Below are 21,423 nucleotides of genomic sequence, written 5' to 3' on the forward strand. Positions count from 1 at the left end.
AGATTGGGGCCAGGGGGAAGCAGATCAGCCCATCAGCCCCTTGATCCAGTTCAGGACAAAAACCCCATTGGTCTTAGACACCTTGGGGTCGGCCTTCATTTGCGAAAGGCGTTCCACAAAGACCTGTTTTTCTTCAGGCTTCATATCCCCACGGCCCTGCCATTCAAAGAAGGTGTCCTGGGCCATCTGGGTCACGGTTTCAGGCGTTACTTCTGTCACTGCGTCTATTTCTTCATTTGAGAAATTGCCCTGGATATGGCTCATGGCCGATTCAATATCCTGATCGAGCAGAGGTTTGTCTTTGTCTTTTTCAAGCATTTCAATCTGACGCACCAAGGCCGCCAATTGAATCTTATGAATAATGCCTTTATCTGCCAGCATTTTATCGAAAGGCACCACGGTTCCCGCTTTAACATCGGCCTGCAGGAAAGCAAACCCCACAGGTTTGTCTTCGTGGTTGAGGTTATACGATTTCACCAATTGTTTCTTTTCAATATCTATCTGGGAAATAATCGGCGTAAAAAGCGCGCCCTCGTCGGTATAGGTCATCACCATCAGGCTCTTGCGATCTGGGCTGATGGCAATCAGATCACAGGGGTCATCCACTTCGCTGAAGCGTTTGCCGGGCAGCAGAATCGTGCCCTGGTGGCTGTAATCTTTAATCGAGAAAATCAAGACAGCCGGTTCCTTGCTGGCATCTGCCAGAACAGCAAAAATCAGGCCCAGTTTATCATCCAGGGTTAAATTCCCCAAAATGCCATGCTCGGTATAAATCCGCTCTTTCTGGCGGTTGCTGGGGTTGATCACCAGAATATCCGGGGTATGGTGGTCGGTGATATAAATGGTTTTGGTCTGTTGTGAATAGGCCACATTGATCGCTTTTTTACTGCCGGGATCGCGCACCTGCAATTGGGCACTGGTCTGGCTGAGCGTAAAATCCGACATAAACAACGTGCCTGCGGCACGATCGATCAGAAAAATCCCCGTGTTCTGGTGCGGAGGAATAAAGAAATCATAGGGCCCACGCTTCACATCATTGACAGGCACCATCGTATTGAGCAGCATATTCATCTGGTAAGCCTGGTTTTTCAGCCAGACATAGCCCCCCTTAAAACTGGGGGTGATTTCTGAATGGCCACGATCCTGTACTCCAGTAAAAACACCCTTTTCATTGAAGAGTGCGACTTTATTCGAGGCATAGGGTGCCCATTCTCCCTGAAAAGCTGGGGCGGGCATATCAAAAGAAGCCCATTCATCCATAGCCTCATTGCCAGCGGGTGCGCTGCGATCCCGCAGCAGGAGACGGCCACTGTTGTGCTCAAGCAGGTAATTGCACTGCAGGGCTTCAATTTTCATCAGAATATAGGTCTGAACCGCGATGGCCAGTTGTGAGGCAGAGGCTAAATTCTGCTGAACGGCCAGAGAGCAGAGTTTCTGAACGGATTCGCTTGTTGTAATTGGCATATCTTAATCAAACCAGAGTTCCCAATTTGGCATTCCATCAGTTATACCACGCCCTGTGCGGTTTTCACGAATCTGCGAGACGAAGCGCTGTTTAACTGGTAAATACATTGTACCCCGAATTGACAAAAACCATGTGCGCGAGGGCACATGCACGATCTTTCCTGAAAACTTATTGCAAATAGCTTGCATTTGAATTTTGAGCTGGCTATACTAAAGATATCACCTGCGAATCATAGAAAGATTCACTGCCATGATCCTCTCCGATCGCCCCTTAAAATATCTCGACCAACTGGGTGCCACGCTTTCACTGGCCTGTGCCGTGCATTGCGCCCTGCAACCACTTTTGCTGATAGCACTGCCCTTGATGGGCCTGGGCTTTCTGATGGATGAAACCCTTGAAACCGTTTTTCTGGCAGTGACCTTGAGCATGGCCGGTTGGGCCTTTTTCTCTGGCTTTAACCATCACCGCAAAGGCTCTGTGTTTGTCTTTTGGGGCTTGGCTGCCCTTTTAATCGGTGCCAGCCGTGTGCAGTTTCTTGAAAGCTATGAAATGCTTCTGGCTGTCAGCGGCGCTCTGGCCTTGATGTCTGGGCATCTGCTCAATCAGCATCTTCACCGCCAATACCATCTGCAGATCGCACCGATTCGCGCCACCATCGCAAAGCAGCTCGGCACGGGGCTTTTAAAAACCGAGAAGATCAGCCACTCCTGCCAGCACTGAAGTGCGCAGCCTGCCTTCGCAGACCTGCAACGTGCCTTCCTCTGTTTTATCTCACACAACGTAAAACTTCAGCATTCTGGGCACCCTTGGTGTGCGGGCCAAAGCGTTCTGCCCGTATGACATAGAATATCCCTCAAGGGGAACCCCATCAGGCCCGGCCAGCAAAGCTGGCTAAATTGTTATTTTTAATAGAAATTATCTATCAAAAATTAAAAAATAAACGATTTTACAAATCATAAGATTTCCTGCATACTCACATTAAGCAAACAAACAGGAGATCAAAACCATGAAAAACAGTGAAGGCCAAAAAGTTCCCCAGGTGGTATTCAAAACCCGTACCCCCGAAGGGCAGTGGCAAGACGTTTCAAGCGATGAGATTTTCACGGGCAAAACCGTGGTGCTCTTCGCTCTGCCCGGAGCCTTTACCCCCACCTGCTCAAGCACCCATGTCCCCGGCTATAATGCCCTGGCTCCCGTCTTTCGTGAGAATGGCGTCGATGAAATTGTCTGTCTTTCTGTGAATGACGCCTTTGTCATGGATGCCTGGAAAAAAGATCAGGGGGCCGATCAGATCCGCTTTCTGCCCGATGGCAATGGTGAATTCAGCGAAGCCATGGAGCTGCTGGTCGATAAAAGTGAGATTGGCTTTGGCAAACGCTCCTGGCGCTACTCCATGCTGGTACGCAATGGCAAGATTGAAAAAATGTTCATTGAACCCGAAAAGCCAGGAGACCCCTTTGAGGTCTCTGACGCCGATACCATGCTGGCGTATCTGAATCCTGAAGCCAAAGCACCTGAATATATCAGCCTGATCACCCGTGCGGGCTGTCCGCACTGTACCCGTGCCAAAACCCTGCTCAAAAACCGGGGCCTGGCCTTTGAAGAGATCGAACTGAACGAACAGATCACCACCCGCTCGATTGAAGCCATTACGGGCCGGGCCACCACACCGCAGGTCTTTATCGGCGGTCGGCATATCGGCGGTGCCGATGAATTGGCTGCCTTCCTGGGCGAATAGGATAAAAAGAGAGGATTGAAACCATGCAAGTACGTCATGTTGATGTCGCTGTAATTGGCGGAGGAACCGCCGGACTCGCCGCCTGGCGGGAAGCCACCCAAGCAGGAGCAGAGGCCCTGCTGATCGAGGGGGGCCCCTATGGCACAACCTGCGCACGGGTAGGCTGCATGCCCAGCAAACTGTTGATTGCTGCAGCAGAAGCCGCCCGAGCGGTACGCAAGGCACCGGCTTTTGGCATTCAATCCTCTTTGCCCCAGATTGACGGGAAAGCCGTCATGGCAAGGGTTCGCAGTGAACGCGACCGCTTTGTGGGCTTTGTGCTCGAGGGCGTGGAGGCCATTCCCGCCGAACTGCGGATACAAGGCTACGCCCGCTTTCTCAGCCCTACTCGCCTGCAGGTCGGTGACGATCTACAAATTGAAGCCCAAGCCATTGTGATCGCCACCGGTTCGAGTCCCTGGGTGCCCCCTCTGCTGCAAAATCTGGGCAATCGCCTGATCGACAACGAAGCACTTTTCAATTGGGAAGATTTGCCTGAATCTGTAGCGGTTTTTGGCGCTGGAGTGGTGGGGTTGGAGCTGGGACAGGCCCTTCACCAGCTGGGGGTACGGGTACATCTCTTCGGCGTGCGGGGAGCTGTGGGTGCGCTGACCGATCCTGAGATCAAAGCAGAAGCCCAGGCCCTGTTTGCGGCTGAGTTTCCCTTTCAGACCGATGCTCGGGTAGAACGTGTTGAGCGCAGCGAAACAGGGGTTCGCATCAGCTACCTGAACACCCAGGACGAAACCATCAGCGAAAGCTTTGACTATGTCCTGGCAGCCACCGGCCGCTGGCCCAATCTCAGCCGTTTGGGGATTGAGGTTCTGGGCTTGCCACTGAACCGTTTGGGCTTGCCAGAATTTGACCCCCACACCCTTCAAATCGGGCGTTTGCCGATCTTTCTGGCGGGAGATGTCAACAATGACCGCCCCCTGCTGCACGAGGCTGTGGATGAAGGCCGGATCGCGGGTGCAAATGCTGCGCATTGGCCCCAGCTACAGGCGGGCCAGCGCCGTTCACCGCTTTCGGTAATCTTTACCCACCCCCAGATCGCCATGATCGGTCAAAACTACAGCCAGCTCGATCTGGCCTGTAGCGCGATTGGCGAGGTCTCTTTCAAGCGTCAGGGGCGCAGCCGGGTCATGCTCGAAAATGAAGGGCGTTTGCGCATCTACGCCGATCACCGCAGCCGCCGTCTGCTCGGTGCAGAAATGATCGGCCCCCGTGCCGAGCACCTGGCCCATTTGCTGGCCTGGGCGCACCAGCAGCAGCTGACCATTGATCAGTTGTTGGAAATGCCCTTTTACCACCCCGTGATCGAAGAGGGGGTGCGCACTGCGCTGCAGGAAACTCAGAAGGCCCTCAATCTGGGACCCGCCCGTGGCAAATGCGATTGTGGACTGCCTGAACCCGAGTTGATGCTGGGATAATTTTCTCGACACAAGCAGGGGTTGAAAAGCCCCTGCTTGTGTGTTTTGATATATGATATTTTCATTCATCGATATCAGCAAGCCAGAGTAAACTCAACAAATGCACTTACCATCTTCATTTAAAGCCGTTCTTTTATTTACCCTGATAGGACTTTTTAGATTTATTGTTCCTTTACCCAGCCAAGCTACTCAACCCGAATTAAGTTTTCAGAAATGGGCTTATCCTGAAGCCATGGAAGTAAGCCCAGATGGACGGTTTCTTCTCAGTATCGGCAATGGCTCTCTTCAAGTTTGGGATGCCCGTACAAGCAAACAGTTGTATCAATTAAATGATGTAGTTGCCTATTGTAACCCGCCACTTTGGATCGCTCCAGATTCAAGTAGCTTTGCATCTAATTGCAGTAACGATATCTTGAGCTCAGCACAGAATCTGAGAGTCTGGAAAATGAGCAGTGGACAGAAAATAGAATCCACAGCAGATCTTCAGATCGCTCTGAATACCCCCTTTGACATCAGCCCGGACGGCCAATATCTAGCAATACTCCAAAAAGTTAAAGAGAAAAATAACTTTCGTATCGCAATCATTGATCGAAAAAACAATGAAATTAAACAGGTAATAGATAATCTCGCTGTATTACCTGAAATCATCCGTTTTATAAATCAGGGCCGTTTTCTTGTCTTCAGCATGGGAATTCCCGAAAAAGAGAAAGTTCCCTTTGGCAACTCAGGTAAGGTTGAAAAAGATCCCTATTTGATGATTTGGGATCTTCAAAATAAAAAACCGGCCAAAACCTTGCAAAACAAAGGCTGGACAAGTCAGGCCAGTACGCCTGCAATTACTCAACTAAACCCTTTAATTGATCAAGCGGGAAAAATAATGGTCATCTTTCCTGGAAATACCTTTTCTGGAATTGAAAATCAAAACACCCCTGAAATATGGAGTTTAGAATCTGGAGAGCTTCTCCATACCCTGCCAACCAGAACAAGCACACAGAAAATGCAAACCCTCAGCAAAGACGGAAACCTACTAGCCTATGAAGATAAAAACCAACTCCTCCTTTACCATCTTCCTTCTCAGCGTTATCTCTTCAAAAAAAGCCTTTCTGAAAAACCAAAACCACTGAGTTTTTCTTACGACAATCGCTATCTATACCTGGCAAATCTTAAACAAGGAATTCAAATTCTAGATATAAACGAACAGAAAATAACGCAAAATCTTCAGGGGCATTTTTCTCTCAATCAACGCTCTGAATACAGTCCAGAAGCAGGTATTCTTATCCAAATGGGTTTAGATTGGATCCAAGATATTGACAAACCTTATATACAAATCTGGAATATGCGTCAGGGAACACGCAGTTTTGTTGTTACAAACAAAACAAATCCCAATCCTCCAGATGATTTCAAACTCAGCAAAGATGGTAAAACCTTAGCGGTTCTGAATCGACACAAAATAGCTACTTCTGAAAATGGCTATGAACTCAATCTGTATACCCTTCAAAATGGAATTCCTCAAAAATTACGCACCCTTACGTTTCCTTACCTTGCACAAAGTCGCTTCATTAAAGAACAAGGCTTATCAAAAAAACTTTGGGAATTCAGTTCAAACGGCAAATTCATTTATTTTGCCGAAAATTTATATCCTCCTTCACCCAATCAAAAGGTCATCATCAAACGTTTAGATCTGCAATCGGAAAAAATTGAAACGCTGATACCCCTTTCAGCTTTGGAAAGTTTTCATATTTCGCCCCAAGAAGATCTTCTGATTGCAGAAGAACAACGCAAAACCCAATTTTGGTCACTTCAAAACAAAACACTTTTACATGAAAATCAATTCAATGGCCCAACAAATTCTTACCGTTTTATTTCCCACCAAGCCTTCAGTCCTGATGGAAAATTCTATATCCTCAATTCAATTTCCCATCCGACTGAAATTTGGTCCCTGAAAGATTTAAAAAAAATACAAACCTTAACCCCTGCAATGTTTTTCACGAGCAAAGAACAAGCACAATTGCCTTTAAATCATATATACAAAAGCCTATTTTCACCCGATGGGAAATATTTAGTGACTTTTTATCCCGCCAAACCCGATATGATTACAAATGGCACAACACAACTAGGCATAGCCATTTGGCGAACCTCCGACTGGCATTTAATTGCAAATAAAGAGGTTCCCAGTTTCTGGGGGCTTCCCCCTGGAATCAGCTTTAATAACGAGAATCAAATCTGGGCCTATACCCCTAGCGAAATTCTGGAATGGAATAGTAAAACCGATGCCATCACCCGCTTTTACTTGACTGGATCGGCTCAGGGCTGGGTTCTGGCCACAGATCAGGGATACTACCGAGCCTCTCAAAATGGGGTGGATATGTTTGCCTTTCATGTTGGCGAACACGCTTTTCCCTTTGAACAGTTTGATCTAAATTTCAACCGACCTGATAAAATTCTGGAAGCCTTAAATGCCCCAAAAGACGAGATTCAACTCCACCATCAGGTTTGGCAAAAACGACTGCGGCGCTTGAATATCCGTGAAGAATGGCTGAAACCCAGTTTTCACCTGCCCGAACTTACTTTACTCACCGAGCAGATTCCACCAGCAACTTCAGAACCCCGTCTGAAACTCAAGGTGCTGGCCAAAGACTCAGATTTTACTCTGGACAGGCTGATGGTCTACGATAACGATGTGCCGATTCACGGACGCAAAGGCCTCTCTTTAAACGCCGAAAACCTGCACAGTCTGGAACAAGAAATTGAAATTCCCCTGGTGCCTGGTACCAATAAAATTCAGGTCTCTGTGCTGAATCGAGCAGGAACAGAATCACTGCGTGAAACAGTCAGTATTCATTTCACGGGCCAAACAGCCTCACCGGTTTTACACCTGATCACCGTTGGTGTTTCCGATTACCGCCAGAAAAACTTTAATCTGCGTTATGCAGCCAAAGATGCCCAGGATATTCACAACTATTTCAAAACCAAAACCACTTTAAAATATGAACTCCGACCGACCCAGTTGCTGAACCGCCAAGTCAGCCGGGAAGCGGTTCTCAAACTGCGAAAGCAACTGGAACAGAGCCGGCCTCAGGATCGTGTAATTCTCTTCTTTGCGGGTCATGGCCTGCTTGATCAGGAAAAAAACTATTATTTCGCCCCCCATGAAATTGACTTCGATCACCCTGAAAAACAGGGGCTGCGCTTTGAAGAAATCGAAGATCTGCTCGATGGCATTCCCGCCCGCGAAAAGCTGCTCCTGATTGACACTTGCAATGCCGGTGAATTGGATAAGGAACTCCAGGCTGAACAGATCAGTTTCACTCAACCCCAGGGACAGGTAAAAGCCCGGGCAATTCGCGGTTTCAAGATCACACAACACCTGGGCATGAATAAACTCAATCAACTGCTTGAAGAGAGTTTTCTGGATCTGCGCAGGGATACCGGCGCAACGATCATTACCTCCAGCCAGGGGCTTGAATACGCCCTGGAATCTGCCCAATGGAAAAACGGTGTCTTTACCTTTGCCTTACTCGATGGCCTGAAAAGCAGAAAAGCCGATCTCAACGCCGATGGCGAGGTCAGAGTATCTGAACTCAAGAGCTATATTATCCAAAAGGTTCAGGAGCTGACCCGTTCTGCACAAACCCCCAATTTCAGGCGTGTCAATCTCAACAATGACTTTACGTTTTAACGTTAATTGTGCAGAAAACGAAAGACCCTGACAGCGTTTTGATTGCCTTGCACCCATTCTTCAAGGGCTTGAACAGAAACAGCAGGCGTCACTTGGTAATTCTGAGCTTGTCCAGTACTGATCTGACTGATACCCCGGACTTTTACCATCGCTTCCAGCACTTCAGCAGGCTGAGAAAAATAGCTCTGTTGTAAAAGAATTTGAATATCCGGTTGTGGTGCATGCGCAGCAATCAGATAAAGCTTTTCTTCTCCCCGGTTTTGATCCAATTGATAAAATTTTCCTGGAGCAGGTAAAACATAGGATTTTCCAGCTTTCAGTGCATTATTCAAAAGCCCATCCGGGTGAGGAATTAAAGCAAATACCTGCCCTTGACTGTCAACGCTGGCACCATAGAGATAGCAGTCCTGCTCAGGGCGAAAATGAATCTGAAACTCAGCACCTGAGGACAAACTCTCTCCCTCTTTCAAAATCTTCTGTTGGTATTGCTTGGAACTGTCTGTTTTAATCTGAATCCCGCGCACACCCGCCTGAACAGGCTCCCAGGCAACAAGATTAAAACTGAATTTAAGAGGGGCCAAGGGAGAACTGCCACTTTGTAAACTGTGGTTCAAACTCTGTAAAAGAGCCTGGGCAGCAACCGTTTGAACTTCGGCTTTAATCTTGACCCGAATCAGAAAAGATTTTTGCTCTTCATCAAATTTCGTCTGGGTTTCAAGCACCTCCAAAACCTTGACCAGACCTTGGGCCATGGTTTTAACCTGATCGCGCTGCAAAACATAATTTTCAGTTTCTGTTTGTGAAAAAACCAAGGTGCCAGACTGCTCCAAGGCATTGCGACGGGCTTCAGCAAGTGCTTGGTTTTTGATCTCCTCAAGCGTCGAACCTGTTCCCCCTGAAGCCTCTCCCAAGGCAAAGACAATCTGTTTCTGGGCCTCTGCTTGAGCCGCAGAAGAAGTCTCGGCCTTCAGTTCAAAAGACTGTAAAAGTGAAAAACAAAACAATAAACCTGCCAGCAAAACTCTCATCACTTACCCCACTTTTAAATACCAGCTTATGGGTTCCAGTATCTCAAAGACCCCATCTGAGAATCAAGAGAGCGAGTCGTTTTAATCAAGTATTTGGCCCGTAATATTGCCGGGGCCAAAGCCCAAAACCACCAAATCATCGCGGTGAACCACTTCAGCCCCATGGCTATAACCCAATACAGCCTCAATCTTGTCTGAGCGGCAGCCCTGAATCAGGCTTAAATCAGCCGCATCATAGCGGCTCAGCCCACGGGCAATCTCACGCCCATCCGAGGCAAAGATCCGCACGGTCTGCCCCCGCGAAAAACTGCCAGAAACAGCAGTAACCCCTGCAGCCAAAAGGCTTTTGCCGGATGCTAGCAGGGCTTTGGCTGCCCCCGCATCCACACTGAGATGACTGGCTGTCGCGGTTTCAGATAAAATCCAACGTTTACGTGCTTCCAGGCGTTCAGCATGGGGTTGAAAGAGGGTGCCCACGGCCTCGCCCTGAACAGCCCGCAAGAGAATATCCGGGGCATCCCCCAGCACAATCCTGACCGCCACGCCACTGCGCGTGGCAATCTCTGCGGCCTGAATCTTGGTCTGCATGCCTCCTGTGCCGCGATGACTGCCCACGCCACCTGCCAAAGCCCAAATCTGATCGGTAATCTGGGCCACTTCAGGAATCAGCTCTGCCTCAGCATGGGTGCGCGGGTCTGCCGTGAACAGCCCCTCGCAATCGGTGCAAATCAGCAGCAGATCGGCTTCTACCAGCGAAGCCACCTGGGCAGCCAGATTGTCGTTATCGCCCACTTTGATCTCTTCTATGGCGACCACATCATTTTCATTCACAATCGGCAGCACGCCCTTTTCCAAACAACCCCAAAAGGTCGTGCGGGCATTGAGATAGCGGCGACGGTCACGAAAATCATCACGGGTTAAGAGGGTTTGTGCCACTTTGATGCCATAGATTTCTGCCATCTGGGCATAGAGATGCATCAACTGGCTCTGGCCCACCGCCGCCAGCAATTGTTTTTCAGCCAGGGTACGTTTGCGGGCCGGAAACCCCAATTGCTCCCAACCGGCCAGAACAGCCCCAGAGCTCACCAAAACCACCGCATGTCCCGCCTCGCGCAAGGCGGCGATCTGACGTAGCAGATCCACCATCCGGGGTCGGCAGAGCCGATCCTGTCCGCCGGTTAAAACGCTGGTGCCCAATTTAACAACGATGCGCAGGGGTTTCATACAACCAGGGCCTCGGGTTCTGCCACCAAGCCCTCATAGAGAAAATCCAGGGCCGTGGGCAGGCGGCGGTGCCAGCTCTGCTCATTGTGCAGCCCCTCTGGGTCGGGGTTCCAGAGCAGGTTTTCACCGGGGCGAAAATGCATGACCTCAAGCAGATCAGCCAAAAGCTTGGATTGTTCAAAGCCCAGATTACCATGGCATTCACAGCCTTCTTTGCCCCCATGGTCGATATACACCCGAACCGCTTCATGGGGCTGGGTCAGCATCAGGGCATTGTAGATCGCGAACTGGTTGACCCAGAGCGCAGGCGACATGACCAAACCCCGCCCCAAATGCTGAGGGTAATGAAAGAGTGCATAGAGTGCCAGCAGCCCCCCCAAAGAAGAGCCGCCAATCAGGGTGTCCTGCGGTTTTTTAGAAAGATGCAGCTTGCGGTGCAGGCGCGGCAAAAGCCAGTTCAAGATCCAATCGAGCTTGCGTTCAGCCTTGCCCCGTTTGCCAGGATAGGGGTCCCAGGGGCTCATTTCAGCATCGCGATCGGGGCCATGGTGAATACCCACCACCACCGGCACGGTTTTGCCTTCGCGAGAACGCTGGTCGAGTACCCGGTGCAAATGCCAGCCTCCGGCCATGGTGCCCTCATCCTCATACAGGTTCTGACCATCAAAGAAAAAGGCCAAAGGATAGGTTTTATCTGCCAGAAAATAATCGGGGGGCAGGTAAAGCGAAACCGGGCGTTCGCCATCCAAACCTGGAATTTGAAAGGTCTGGGAGCGGTAGATCAAGCTGGACCAATGCTTAACCCGTTCAAAACGCAAACTCAACTGAGACATGGCACTTCTCTCCACAAAAATCTTTGCCGCTCTTTCTATATACAACATCCCCCGGCTGGTGGGAATCCTTTGCCACGGAGCAGTGAATTTTTTAAGATCCGTTTTCAGCCCCCCTCTGATCGGGTATACTTAGCTGACGGCAGTCTTTGCCCTGCATTGCATCCTATCAATTGAATTCAACAGGGGGGGGGTAAACCGTCTTGGCCAATCGGCGGCTCAAAACCATACTCACGCTTGGCATCTTTTTTCTGGTCTGCTTTTTCCTCTGGAAAGCCAAACCGGATCAGGAATACCTGCGCGTTCAACAGTTTAAGCTGCTGCTGGACAAAGAATTTGCGCATTTGCTGAAAAACACGCCGCAACGAACGCTAACCCTTGAACCCGGCACGGTTTTGCCTGAAACAGAAATGATGGATCAGGCCCGAAAAATGCTCAAGAAACACAATGCCGCCCTCAAACAAGTCAATGGTGCCCCTTTGAGAATCAAGCTCAAGCTGATCGAACAAGGGGGGCAAATGGCCCTTGAAACCACCCCCCAAAAAGGAGCCGCACATCTTGAAACCCGCACAGCCACCACCTGGTTGAGTGTTTTGCCGCCCCTGGTGGCGGTTGTGCTTGCACTTTTACTCCACCGCCTGGTTTTGGCCCTGTTTATCGGGCTCTTGTTGGGCAGCTTTATTTTTCAAGGGTTTCACCCCCTGCCCAGCTTGCTCGAAACCTTTGGCAACTATCTCTGGCATGCCGTCAGCGACTCCTTTCACGTCAAGGTCGTGCTCTTCGCGGCGGTGCTGGTGGGCATGGTCGGGGTCATGAATGCCTGTGGCGGCACCCGTGGAATTGTCGATGTCTTCCGCAAATATACGGGCAATCGCCGTTCAGCCCAGATGATCGCCTCGCTCATGGGTATCTGTATCTTTTTTGATGATTACGCCAATTCGTTCATTATTGGTGGCACGATGCGGCCCGTGACTGACAAGCTCAAAATTTCCCGCGAGAAACTGGCGTATATCGTCGATTCTACCGCAGCACCTGTGGCTGGACTGGCGATTATTTCCACCTGGATCGGCTACGAGGTGGGGCTTTTTCAAGAGGTTTTAACTTCATTGGATCTCAAGATCAGTGGCTATTCAGCATTTCTCAGCGCCCTGCCCTTTCGTTTTTACTGTATTTTCACCCTGGTTCTGGTCTTCATCGTGGTCTGGACCCGCCGTGATTTTGGCCCCATGTACCACGCCGAACGCCGGGCCCTGGAACACGGGCTGGTGATTCGCGACGGCGCAACCCCCATGACCTCTGGCGCGATGGGCAATCTCGAGAGCCGCGAAGACATTCCTGCCCGTTGGGTCAATGCCGTGCTGCCCGTGGTGCTGGTGATTGGCATGACCATTGTCGGGCTCTATGTCAGCGGTGGAGGCTGGGCCAAGTTCCAGGCCAACCCTGCCAATCTCTTCAGTTTTCAGGTGCTCAGCGACAGCTTTTCAGGTGCCGACAGCGCCAGCGTGCTGCTGCTGGCCTCGTTGGCAGGTTCTGCCCTGGCCATTCTGCTCGCCCTCAGTCAACGCCTGCTCAGTTTCAAAGAGACCTTTCTGGCATGGGGCAAGGGGGTTTCCTCGGTTTGGCTGGCCTGTCTGATTCTGGTCGTGGCCTGGGGCTTGAATGGGGTCTCTCAGGATCTGGGCACAGCATCATTTCTGGTTTCGATCTTTAAAGATTCGGTACACCCGATCTGGATTCCCATGCTGATCTTTTTATTGGCCGCCGCGATTGCCTTTTCCACCGGCAGCTCCTGGAGCACCATGGCCATCTTGATTCCCATGGCCGTGCCCCTGGCCTATGAACTGGGCGGGGTGCCCCTGATGCTGATTGCCATGGGGGCCGTTCTGGATGGCTCAATTTTTGGCGATCACTGCTCCCCCCTGGCCGATACCACCATCCTGTCTTCGATGGCCTGCTCCAGTGGTCACCTCGATCACGTACGCACCCAATTGCCCTATGCATTGCTTGGCATGGGCATGGCCACTGCAATGGGCTATCTGCCAGCGGCCCTGGGCCTGATGCCGATCTTCTCAATTGGGGTGGGAACAGGGCTGATGATCCTGATTGTGCGTTTGATTGGCCGCAATCCTGAAGAAGGACTGTTTAGCCCGCCACCGGTCACCGCCCAACCCAATTTGCCCGGCCATGAACCCGTCGTCACCCGACGCTACAGTCTGGAGTAGGCCCATGGAAGATCCACGTTACCACCATACCAGCACCTATCTCACCCGCCTGGCTCTTTACCTGACGGTGATTGCACTTGCTCTGTGGATGCTGAAACCTTTTATCATGCCCTTTATTCTGGCTTCGATTACCGCCAGTATTTTTCTGAAGCTCAAACCCCGTTTGCCGGAAAAGCTAAGAAATAACGCCAATCTTTTTGCCGCGCTGGCAACCTTAACCGCTCTCTTGGTCATGGTTCTGCCGATCTTTTTGCTCTTATTATTGGCGGGGTTTGAAGCCGTGCGCTTTGTGCAGTTTGTACAGGATATGTTCCAAAGTGGCGGTTTCAGTCTGATCGGCAAACGCCTGGCAGGGCTGGAAACCCAAATCAACGCCAAGCTGAAGGTTTTTGGCACCGCCTTTGATTTGCAATCAGTTCAACAAGATGCCCTGGCGCAATTGCAGAATATTGGCTCACTGGTCTATAACAATGCCCTCAATCTGCTTAACAACGCTTTTATGGTGGGTTTGACCACCTTCTACTTCCTGTTTATCTGCTTTTTTCTGATTCGCGATGGAGAAAAGATCATTGAGCTGATCAAACGCCTGCTGCCCTTTGATCGTAAAACCTCACAGGGGCTGGTCGACGCGGTGGAACACGTCGGGCAAACGGTTTTGGTAGGCGGCATGGTCTCCTCCCTGATCTTTGGCACCCTGATGGCCATCGTCTTTGGTTTATTCGGTTTTACCAGCCCCCTGATGTGGGGTATTCTGCTGGGTATTCTGGCCTTGATTCCCCTCGGCACCCTGGCCGTGTATATTCCCAGCGTGCTCTATCTGCTCTTTGTGCAGCCCTGGTGGGTCGCTGTGCTTTTTCTGATCATTGTGGAAGTGATTGAACAAATGCTCTATTACGTGGTCATTCGCCCCAAATTCATTGATGCCCGCACGCGCATGTACCCACTTGCAATCTTTTTGGCAATCGTCAGTGGCATTACCACCTTTGGCCCGATGGGGCTGGTCTATGGCCCTCTGATTATGGCGGCGTTACTGGCCTTAATTGAACAACAGCTGCGCATGGAGGCCCAGACAGATGATTCGTCATCAGACTAGAAAGGCAAAAACGTGAAACGACGCCTGCGTCTCTTTCTCTTGGCAAGTCTTTTGCTGCCAAATCTGCCCGCCTTGGCCCAGCAAACACCGCAAAAGATCTATTCCGTGCAGCGCTTGAAACACAGTGAAGGCCCCTGCGAAAAAAGCTGCGCCCGCTTTCTGCTCGAATTTCCGATCATTGAACGGGCCGCCTCTGCTCAGATCACAGAGAAGCTGAACACCCAGATTCAGAAAGCCGTTGCTCAACAGCTTTCGATGGGCGAAAACCAACCCCAAACGATTGAGCAGGCGGCTCAAAATTTTTTTAGTTGGTACCGTGAAATTCAAGAAGAGGAAGATCTGCCCGATCTGGATTATGAACTGCAACTCCAAGCCCAGGTCGAAACTTTTTCCGAACGCTTTTTATGCCTGCGTCTCAAGAGTTATTTTTATAGTGGGGGTGCACATGGCATGCCCTTTACCAATTTTTTGGTCTTTGATTTAAACACCGGCGAGCCCCTTCAACTTGAAGATCTGCTTCAGCCTTGGAGCCTCGAACCCCTGCGCAGAAAGCTGGAACGCAATTTCCGGGTTCAAAAAGACATTTCCCCTGAAGCCCCCTTAAATCAGGAGGATTTTCTATTTGAGCTTAAAAAACTGCCTTTTTCAGGCGTTTGGGGCCTGGGAGAGCGGGGGCTGATCTTTTACTATAATGTCTACGAAATTGCACCCTATTCCTCAGGCAGCATCGAAGTATTTGTCTCGGTCTACGAGCTTGAGAATATTCTCAAACCGGATCTGCTCAAGCACATACAAGAGGGCTAAACTCCAGGCCTTTTTCAAAGCCAAAACGCTAAACACGATAAAAGGCACAAAAAACATCCAGGCACAGACAGATTTTTCCAGCTTTCCAGTGTCATGCTTTGAAACAGGGCATCAAGGGTTCAATCCTTAGTAATATCGAAACCAGCCAGTATCACCTAAAACAGACTGATTCCAGCTCTTTAGCTGGCTTTCTGGTAAGTTTTCAAGGTCTGCCTGACCCAGCGCATATAGCTCTCATAGGAGCCAGAAACCCGGCTGATCTGATAATCCTCGCGCAGAATCCGACGAATCCCGGCGACCGGACTGGGGCTTTTCGGCGCAGAGCTGAGCACTCTCTGGGTTCGAACGGGCCGTGTCTGCCTCACAGAAACCCGAACCGCTTGCTGGATTCCAGCCCCTGAAAACGAGCCTCTGAGGTTCGCTACGCGCACAGGAGCCTGAACTTTTGGCTTCAGAGCCTGAGTTAGCAATGAACGAGCAGGCTTTGCGGGAGGCTTTACTGTTCCAGGCACCCCGTTCTTCGCTGAAGGCCGTGGCACGGTCTGTTCGGACAAGGCTCTTGCCACAGGCTTGCGTTGAACCGTCTGCTGACTGATACGTATGCTGGAAAGCCCCATCACCTGCCGGAGGGATGGGGCCAGCGAAGCGCTACACATAAAAATAACCAGCAACTGCAGAATAAAACCACTCTCTTGATCCAAGCGGCGCCCCAAAGGGCGCAAAATGTGGAGCCCAAAACGAAATTTTGACGAATTGATTGCAGGTTCTTTTCGATAGGTGGGCGGCTCTGCTTCTGGGTGAAAGCCAGCAGACAAGTCACTATTTTCATCTGAAGATGACATGACTTTTTACCTCCTTATCTGAGTCAAGCTAATCAGTATTATAGCGAAGAGGCCGATCAATTGTAAAGCTTCATTAACTTTTACAAGACTAAATTTACAATTCTGTCGAAGGGAGGCCCTGAGCCCAGTTTTGAATAATGCACGGCCCCTGGTCGCAATTCCAGCACCTCCCCCAGCAACCAGCTTTGATAGACCTCCCAGAGATTCCAACCCAAACGCAACTCCCAAGGCCTTCCTGTGGCCTGGCTGAGAAACAGACGGTGGGCCAAAGTAAGACTGTCTTCGAGCAAGCCTGCAGGCAAACTTTTGCCTGATTCTCGCAAAAGCTGTTTCAGCACCACCAGATTTTGTTGGTAAAAGAGCTCAAGACTCTGACTCTGAAGCATGCCCATCATCACGTAGTCATGCGCTTCCAACCATACCTGCAAAGGAGAGTTGACGGCCAAAGGCCCCAGACAAAAGGGGGTTTCGCCCTGACTGGCGGCTGTCGCTTTGCGCTCAAAAAAGCACCAGATTTCTTCAAGCATCCAGGCCGCCTCTGGCTGGGGGCGCATATACGCTTCAAACAAGGCACGATAAGAAAAGCCTGCCACTTGCTGCAAGAGCATCAAGGGCAATTGCAGCAGCTTGCGATTAAAATACAAAAGCTCGCTAAACCAGGCATAGGTTTTCATTTTGACCCAGTCAGTGCGGGTATAGCTCGAACAGGCCACCACCATCTGCTGCTCTTCACCCAGACCATCACGGGACTCACTGACCGCGTCATTCGAAAAAACATAGGGAATCGTGACGTACTCTACGCCATAGCGCGCCTGGTAATCCGGGTTGCCCAATTCAGCATTGGGCAAAACATAACAATTAAAATAGCGGATATGGTGGTGCTGGCCCTCGGCAATCACCTGGGCAATGCCCTCGGCAAAGGAATCATAACTTTCACCCGGCAGACCAACGATCATATCCGTATAAGTCTGCACGCCATCACGGCGAAAACGGCTCTGCAATTCACGGTAAGAATCCAAGGAAATATTCTCGCGGCGAATCGCCTTTAAAACCTCAGGGTTCATCGATTGCAAAGACAGGGTGGCCGATTGGTTCAAACCCGTTTCGCAAAGCCGCTTCTGAATCTGGTAGGCCCGCTCGGTGACGTTCTTGGTATTCTGAATCACGAAGGTACGTGGATACCCTGTCTGCTGATGGGCTGCAATCATGGACTCTGTCAAAGCCTGATCGCGCTTGAGAATCCCAAAATTAGCGTCACAGCTGAAAATCACCTTGACGCGGTGGCGGCTGAACCAGGCAATTTCAGCTTCCAGACGTGCATCGTCAAAGCCCACGACCTTGCTGCGCGTGGCAGAACCCCAATCGCAAAAACTACACGAAAAAGGGCAACCCCGATTGGTTTCCCAGAGTGCAATCCAGTCTTCGTTGGGATTCGCTTTGAACAAAGCGTCAAAAGCCCCACTCAGGTAAGGCGAAGCAAGGTTCTGTAACGCCTTCAGCCGGGTTGCCTGCGGGTTTCGAAAAAAAACGCCCTGCTGAAGATAGCTCACGGAAGGTATCTGGCTCCAGTCGCGTTCGGGCAGGCTTTCTAGCAGAGCTAAAAATATCTGCTCACCTTCGCCATGCACACAGAGATCCACCGCAGGATGGGCGCGCAGGAAGGCCTCAGCCCGTTCTGGCACCTGGGGCCCCCCGACGACAATCAGGGTTTCGGGTTGACGGACTTTCAGCTCCCGCGCCACGGCCAGTGAAAAATTCACATTCCAGGTATAGAGGCTCAAGCCTGCCACATCCACATGGCGAAAAGCCTGGACTGCCTGTTCCAGACTCTGGCGACGGAACAAAGGGGACAAAAACAAATAACGGGAAGGATTCTGCGCATACTGCCGCACATAGCTCTCAAGCAGCCCGGCAGAATAGGGCAGATAAATTTGGCCCATATGGGGCTGATTGACCTGCATCAGGCGGATAATAAAACCGTTTGTCAGTTGCCCCATGTTTGCCCTCAAATATGCTTTATTGTAGCACAGCCAAATGCTTGGATTTTCAGCGGATCAGCCCTTGAAAAAGCCTTGTAGAATGCGATACTGAGGATATTGGCAAGAAGGAGTGAAGCGGGTGAACAACCAAACCGATTGGGCTTTACAGGTGGCCTATGAAGGCTCTGGCTTTCAAGGTTTTCAGGCTTTGCCCCAGGCCCGCACCGTGCAAGGGGTGCTCGAAAAGACACTGGGTCAAATTCTGAAACAAACCTGCCCAGTAGTAGGTGCCGGACGCACCGATGCGGGGGTACACGCCTATGGACAGGTTGTGGGGTTTCAAGCCCCTTTGCCCTTTGCCCCCGAACGCCTTTTGTCTCTCTTACAGCGACGCTTGCCCGCCGATCTGACAGCAAAAGCTCTTTGGCCTGTTCCAGCGCATTTTCATGCCCGTTTCAGTGCCCGTGCCCGGCATTACCGCTATTTGCTCAGGTTGAACTGTCCGCCCTCTCCTTTCGAGGCCCGTACCACTTGGACGTATCCCTACCCAATTGAGCCCGAAAAACTGGCGCAGGCCTGGGCACAATGCCAGGGCCAGTTTGATTTCAAACCCTTGGCAAGAGCCCAGGCCGGTCAGCACGCCACCCAACTCAATATCTGGTTGAGTCAGATGCGCTCTCAAGGAGACTACCAGATGCTCGAGATCGTGGCGGATCGCTTTCTCACCTCTCTGGTGCGCCGCTTGGTGGGAACAGCCCTGGATATGGCACGGGGCCGCTTGCCCATGGATTATTTGGAACAGGTTTTAAAGGGTCAAATCCAACCTACTGAACCCCAAGGCCGTTTGGCTCCCCCACAGGGGCTGTATCTCTGTCAGGTGTTTTACCCACCTGAATTTGGCATTCAGCCCCCCTATCCCGATCCTCTCAGCCCGGAAAGCTGTGCTCTGATCCCTCAACAGGCCCTGCAGGATCCGGGGCTTTGGTGGGATTGAGCTAATTCAAAGGCAAACTCACGGTAAACGTACTGCCCTGATTCGGGCCGGGGCTGCTGGCCTGAATCCGGCCCTTGAGCTGGCGCAGGGTTTCCTGCACAATAAACAGACCCAGACCGCTGCCTTTTAAGGCTTCATGTCCTGAAAGGCGATAGAAACGGCGAAAGACCTTTTTTAGCTCAGCTTCGGGAATTCCCAAGCCCTGATCCTGAATCTCAACCTGCACCCCCTGACCATTTTCGGGCTGCCAGCGAATCTGAATCTGTGGCAGAGCCTCGCCGGAATACTTGACCGCATTGTCGAGCAAATTCATAAAGACCAGACGCAAGCCACCGGCATTTGAGCGCATCAGCAATTCAGGGCCTGTCAGCTGCAGAGCGTCTTCGGGCAATTGGTAACGCCTGCGCAGGGTTTCGGCGCACTCCTGTAAAAGCGGCTTGAGCGCAACCTCGCTCAGATTTTCACCCTGGCGACCATATTCTACCCGCACAGCTTCCAGCACATGGCTGACCAACTGGTCCAAATGCTCAATATCCTTGAGCATGGTATCGAGCAGCCAGGCTTGTTTTTCAGGGTCTACGCGATGCCTTTGCAAGGTTTCCACATACAGGCGCAAAGAGGTCAGCGGCGTTTTGAGTTCGTGGGTCATGCTGTCGATAAAATTTTTCTGCAATTGATTCACAATAATCTGGCGCGACATAAACACGATAAACAAAATAATCCCGGTAATAATAATCACGAAGAGCGCTGAGCCCACGCCCAGGATCACCCACTGCGACCAGATATTCTTAAGGTGCGGGCCCGCATAGGCCTTCAATTGCAAGGCATTGTAGATCAGCACGATATTCCAGAGCGTGGTCAGTGCCAGACAAAAAACCAAGAGGATTGAACCCAGGGTAATCGTCAGGGGCAAAGCTTTGCTGCGATTTTTCATCAGCGCACCACTTTCCCGGCCTGTTGGGCCTGCCTGAAGCGCAAGCCGGTTTCCCAGATTGCCTTGAAATCTGCCTCAAAAATCTGGGGTTGGGCGTTCCAGAGAGCGGCATGGTAACCCTGCGGGTAGTGCACAAAACGCTTGGGCAGATCTGTCGGCAAAGCCTGATACACTTTTCGCGCCATTTCAGGCGAAACCAGATTGTCCTGACCGGGCATCTGTACCAGCGTGGGGTACCGCCATTGCCCCAATTGATTCACAGGCGCACAGTGCCCAAAGTCAAGGCCGGTTTGCAGCCCCGCCAGAAACGCGGTCAGGTCATAGAGAAAACCCGGAAAGTGGGGCTGGCGAAAGGCCATCAGGTCGCGCACAGAACTGGGTGGGTTTTCCAGCACGGTGGCCACAATCCGAGCGGCATAGGGGCGCTTATTCAAAATTCCTGCAGCATTCGCAATCGCCATGGTGCCCGTTGAGGTGCCTGCCAGAAAAAGATCGGCCTGGGGATAGGCTTGAGCCACTCGATCCAGCAAAGCCACCACGTCTTCTTTTTCACGACAACCGAACCCCAAACCCTTGCCATTATTGCCCGAAATGCCGTGGTTACTCATATCCAAACTGGCCAGATTAAAACCCAAACGACGGGCCATGGGCAGATAGCGAGTCGCATCCAGCCAGGTGCTGGTCGCCCCCGAGATATACACCAACCAGGGGCGTTTCGCATCTGAACCCGTCAGATAGCGCACCGTATGCAAAGGCAAACCAGAGGCATTCTGAACGGTCTCTTCCTGTTTGGGCTCCTGCAGAGCCGCTTCACAGGTCAATTCCAGGGGAACTTCGCCCGCATGTCCTGGGCGCAGATCCCCATAGACCCACTTTTTACGCGCCGGGGTACAAGCCGCCGGGCGTTGCTGCCCCCATTTGGCCTTGCCATATTTAAAATACACCAGCTTTTCAGCCTGCTGATTGAGATAGAGCAGCCCTGCCAAAGGCAGGGCCAGGCACAAGAGCGCCAAAATTTCCCAATAGCGGCGCAGAATACGCTGACGGGGTGAAGAAGGTTCTGCTGACATGCTCCGATTTTAGCATGAGATCAGAGTCTCTCAGCAGGGACTGGCACGACAG

The 21,423-nt window shown here is 51.1% G+C and carries 16 protein-coding genes; 8 read left to right on the forward strand and 8 right to left on the reverse strand.

Translation table 11 applies throughout. The features are described 5' to 3' along the window. Nucleotides 1–24: 24 nt before the first annotated feature. Nucleotides 25–1,464: a hypothetical protein gene (locus tag COW20_07375; GenBank protein ID PIW48935.1), complete on the reverse strand. Its 1,440-nt coding sequence runs from the start codon at nucleotides 1,462–1,464 to the stop codon at nucleotides 25–27. Between the two features lie 250 nt (nucleotides 1,465–1,714). Between COW20_07375 and COW20_07380 the strand changes: the two genes are divergently transcribed. From COW20_07380 to COW20_07395, 4 genes are all read left to right on the forward strand, one after another. Beyond that, complete coding sequence (locus tag COW20_07380) at nucleotides 1,715–2,185, forward strand: hypothetical protein (GenBank protein ID PIW48936.1); 471 nt, start codon at nucleotides 1,715–1,717, stop codon at nucleotides 2,183–2,185. Between the two features lie 286 nt (nucleotides 2,186–2,471). Further along, entirely contained in the window at nucleotides 2,472–3,203 is a 732-nt protein-coding gene (locus COW20_07385) for a glutathione peroxidase (protein ID PIW48937.1), read from the forward strand. A gap of 23 nt (nucleotides 3,204–3,226) precedes the next feature. Beyond that, nucleotides 3,227–4,672 (forward strand): dihydrolipoyl dehydrogenase, encoded by a 1,446-nt coding sequence (locus COW20_07390; GenBank protein PIW48938.1) that lies wholly within the window; start codon nucleotides 3,227–3,229, stop codon nucleotides 4,670–4,672. A gap of 100 nt (nucleotides 4,673–4,772) precedes the next feature. Then, the gene (locus COW20_07395; protein PIW48939.1) at nucleotides 4,773–8,351 is read left to right on the forward strand and encodes a hypothetical protein; all 3,579 of its coding nucleotides are present in this window, start codon (nucleotides 4,773–4,775) and stop codon (nucleotides 8,349–8,351) included. 2 nt (nucleotides 8,352–8,353) lie between these two features. Here COW20_07395 and COW20_07400 read toward each other — a convergent pair whose 3' ends face one another. From COW20_07400 to COW20_07410, 3 genes are all read right to left on the reverse strand, one after another. Then, nucleotides 8,354–9,379, reverse strand: coding sequence for a hypothetical protein (locus COW20_07400; protein PIW48940.1), 1,026 nt, complete (start codon nucleotides 9,377–9,379; stop codon nucleotides 8,354–8,356). An 81-nt stretch (nucleotides 9,380–9,460) separates the two neighbouring features. Next, on the reverse strand, nucleotides 9,461–10,603 hold the full coding sequence (locus tag COW20_07405) for a glutamate 5-kinase (GenBank protein ID PIW48941.1): 1,143 nt from the start codon (nucleotides 10,601–10,603) through the stop codon (nucleotides 9,461–9,463). After that, on the reverse strand, nucleotides 10,600–11,484 hold the full coding sequence (locus tag COW20_07410; protein ID PIW48942.1) for a hypothetical protein: 885 nt from the start codon (nucleotides 11,482–11,484) through the stop codon (nucleotides 10,600–10,602). Before COW20_07410 ends, COW20_07405 begins: the two co-directional genes overlap by 4 nt. A 152-nt stretch (nucleotides 11,485–11,636) precedes the next feature. Here COW20_07410 and COW20_07415 point away from each other — a divergent pair, with 152 nt between their 5' ends. Genes COW20_07415 through COW20_07425 form a run of 3 tightly spaced genes read left to right on the forward strand, consistent with a single transcriptional unit; the run spans nucleotide 11,637 to nucleotide 15,552 of the window. Then, the gene (locus COW20_07415) at nucleotides 11,637–13,655 is read left to right on the forward strand and encodes a sodium:proton antiporter (GenBank protein PIW48943.1); all 2,019 of its coding nucleotides are present in this window, start codon (nucleotides 11,637–11,639) and stop codon (nucleotides 13,653–13,655) included. Beyond that, entirely contained in the window at nucleotides 13,618–14,748 is a 1,131-nt protein-coding gene (locus COW20_07420; GenBank protein ID PIW48944.1) for a hypothetical protein, read from the forward strand. The genes COW20_07415 and COW20_07420 overlap by 38 nt, the downstream gene beginning before the upstream one ends. 12 nt (nucleotides 14,749–14,760) lie before the next feature. Beyond that, complete coding sequence (locus tag COW20_07425) at nucleotides 14,761–15,552, forward strand: hypothetical protein (protein ID PIW48945.1); 792 nt, start codon at nucleotides 14,761–14,763, stop codon at nucleotides 15,550–15,552. 179 nt (nucleotides 15,553–15,731) lie between these two features. Here COW20_07425 and COW20_07430 read toward each other — a convergent pair whose 3' ends face one another. Next, entirely contained in the window at nucleotides 15,732–16,394 is a 663-nt protein-coding gene (locus tag COW20_07430) for a hypothetical protein (protein ID PIW48946.1), read from the reverse strand. Between the two features lie 80 nt (nucleotides 16,395–16,474). Continuing rightward, the gene (locus COW20_07435; GenBank protein PIW48947.1) at nucleotides 16,475–18,391 is read right to left on the reverse strand and encodes a hypothetical protein; all 1,917 of its coding nucleotides are present in this window, start codon (nucleotides 18,389–18,391) and stop codon (nucleotides 16,475–16,477) included. A gap of 112 nt (nucleotides 18,392–18,503) precedes the next feature. Between COW20_07435 and truA the strand changes: the two genes are divergently transcribed. Beyond that, the gene (truA, locus tag COW20_07440) at nucleotides 18,504–19,367 is read left to right on the forward strand and encodes a tRNA pseudouridine(38-40) synthase TruA (protein ID PIW48948.1); all 864 of its coding nucleotides are present in this window, start codon (nucleotides 18,504–18,506) and stop codon (nucleotides 19,365–19,367) included. 1 nt (nucleotide 19,368) lies between these two features. Here the strand turns inward: truA and COW20_07445 are convergent, their stop codons facing one another. Next, entirely contained in the window at nucleotides 19,369–20,301 is a 933-nt protein-coding gene (locus tag COW20_07445) for a hypothetical protein (GenBank protein ID PIW48949.1), read from the reverse strand. Then, on the reverse strand, nucleotides 20,301–21,371 hold the full coding sequence (locus COW20_07450) for a hypothetical protein (GenBank protein ID PIW48950.1): 1,071 nt from the start codon (nucleotides 21,369–21,371) through the stop codon (nucleotides 20,301–20,303). Before COW20_07450 ends, COW20_07445 begins: the two co-directional genes overlap by 1 nt. Nucleotides 21,372–21,423: the final 52 nt, after the last annotated feature.

The sequence above is a fragment of the bacterium (Candidatus Blackallbacteria) CG13_big_fil_rev_8_21_14_2_50_49_14 genome (genome assembly GCA_002783405.1).
Lineage (GTDB): Bacteria > Cyanobacteriota > Sericytochromatia > UBA7694 > UBA7694.

Excerpts from the sequence above, each read along its gene's own strand:
- COW20_07375 (PIW48935.1), bottom strand. The coding sequence starts at position 1,464 with ATGCCAATTACAACAAGCGAATCCGTTCAGAAACTCTGCTCTCTGGCC.
- COW20_07450 (PIW48950.1), bottom strand. The coding sequence starts at position 21,371 with ATGTCAGCAGAACCTTCTTCACCCCGTCAGCGTATTCTGCGCCGCTAT.
- COW20_07405 (PIW48941.1), bottom strand. The coding sequence starts at position 10,603 with ATGAAACCCCTGCGCATCGTTGTTAAATTGGGCACCAGCGTTTTAACC.
- COW20_07380 (PIW48936.1), top strand. The coding sequence starts at position 1,715 with ATGATCCTCTCCGATCGCCCCTTAAAATATCTCGACCAACTGGGTGCC.
- COW20_07390 (PIW48938.1), top strand. The coding sequence starts at position 3,227 with ATGCAAGTACGTCATGTTGATGTCGCTGTAATTGGCGGAGGAACCGCC.
- COW20_07385 (PIW48937.1), top strand. The coding sequence starts at position 2,472 with ATGAAAAACAGTGAAGGCCAAAAAGTTCCCCAGGTGGTATTCAAAACC.
- COW20_07445 (PIW48949.1), bottom strand. The coding sequence starts at position 20,301 with ATGAAAAATCGCAGCAAAGCTTTGCCCCTGACGATTACCCTGGGTTCA.
- COW20_07420 (PIW48944.1), top strand. The coding sequence starts at position 13,618 with ATGAACCCGTCGTCACCCGACGCTACAGTCTGGAGTAGGCCCATGGAA.
- COW20_07430 (PIW48946.1), bottom strand. The coding sequence starts at position 16,394 with ATGTCATCTTCAGATGAAAATAGTGACTTGTCTGCTGGCTTTCACCCA.
- COW20_07410 (PIW48942.1), bottom strand. The coding sequence starts at position 11,484 with ATGTTGTATATAGAAAGAGCGGCAAAGATTTTTGTGGAGAGAAGTGCC.
- COW20_07435 (PIW48947.1), bottom strand. The coding sequence starts at position 18,391 with ATGGGGCAACTGACAAACGGTTTTATTATCCGCCTGATGCAGGTCAAT.
- COW20_07400 (PIW48940.1), bottom strand. The coding sequence starts at position 9,379 with ATGAGAGTTTTGCTGGCAGGTTTATTGTTTTGTTTTTCACTTTTACAG.
- COW20_07395 (PIW48939.1), top strand. The coding sequence starts at position 4,773 with ATGCACTTACCATCTTCATTTAAAGCCGTTCTTTTATTTACCCTGATA.